The following is a 791-nucleotide window of genomic DNA, read 5'->3' as shown; positions in this document are numbered from 1 at the left end:
GAGATAGAGATAGAGATAAAAGTAGCGGGCATAAAAAAACCCAAGTAAGTACCTGGGTTAGAGTTACAAAAACCACTAATCATTAATAGCGTAAGGAACCTGATTAGTAGCCAGCTATGCGTAACCTGAGGGTTATTTTTATTACTGATCGGCGGCCAAACCAAATGATGTAATAAAAATGCCAATATAGAGCGACCTAACGGTCGCTCTTTTGTCTTTCTTATAAGGACAGCTTATCCTTTTACACCACCCGACGTCAAACCGCCAACTAACCAACGCTGAGCCAGTAAGAACACGATAGTAATCGGAAGTGCGGAAAGTACCGCTGCTGCCGCAAAGTCGCCCCATAAGTAGTTCTGAGGATATAGGTACTGCTGCATACCTACCGCTAGCGTGTAAGAGTTCACGTCCGATAATAGGATGGAAGCAACTGGTACCTCACCAACAACACCAATGAAAGATAAAATGAATACAACCGCTAGGATGGGTACTGACAGTGGTAATAGAACCAATCTGAACGCTTGCCAAGGTGTTGCGCCATCTAATGCTGCAGCTTCTTCCAAAGAGTTATCAATCGTCTCAAAGTAGCCCTTAATCGTCCAAACGTGTAATGCAATACCGCCCAAGTACGAGAAGATCAGACCGCCATGCGTATTCAAGCCTAAGAATGGGATGTATTGCCCTAATTTGTCGAACAGTGCGTAGATAGCCACTAGAGCCAATACCGCAGGGAACATTTGAAAAATCATCATCGCTTTCAGGATAGTTTCTTTACCTTTAAAGCGCATACT

1 protein-coding gene is annotated in these 791 nt (G+C 43.7%); it reads right to left on the bottom strand.

The window, feature by feature from the left end; all coding sequences use genetic code 11:
- Positions 1–233: 233 nt before the first annotated feature.
- Positions 234–791: maltose ABC transporter permease MalG (gene malG / locus AB4496_RS20525; RefSeq protein ID WP_372131814.1), on the bottom strand; the 558-nt coding region annotated here is incomplete at its 5' end.

Source organism: Vibrio sp. 10N.222.46.A1 (assembly GCF_041473595.1).
In the GTDB taxonomy this organism is placed as follows: domain Bacteria; phylum Pseudomonadota; class Gammaproteobacteria; order Enterobacterales; family Vibrionaceae; genus Vibrio; species Vibrio tasmaniensis_A.
This window is presented reverse-complemented; position numbering and strand designations above follow the sequence as displayed.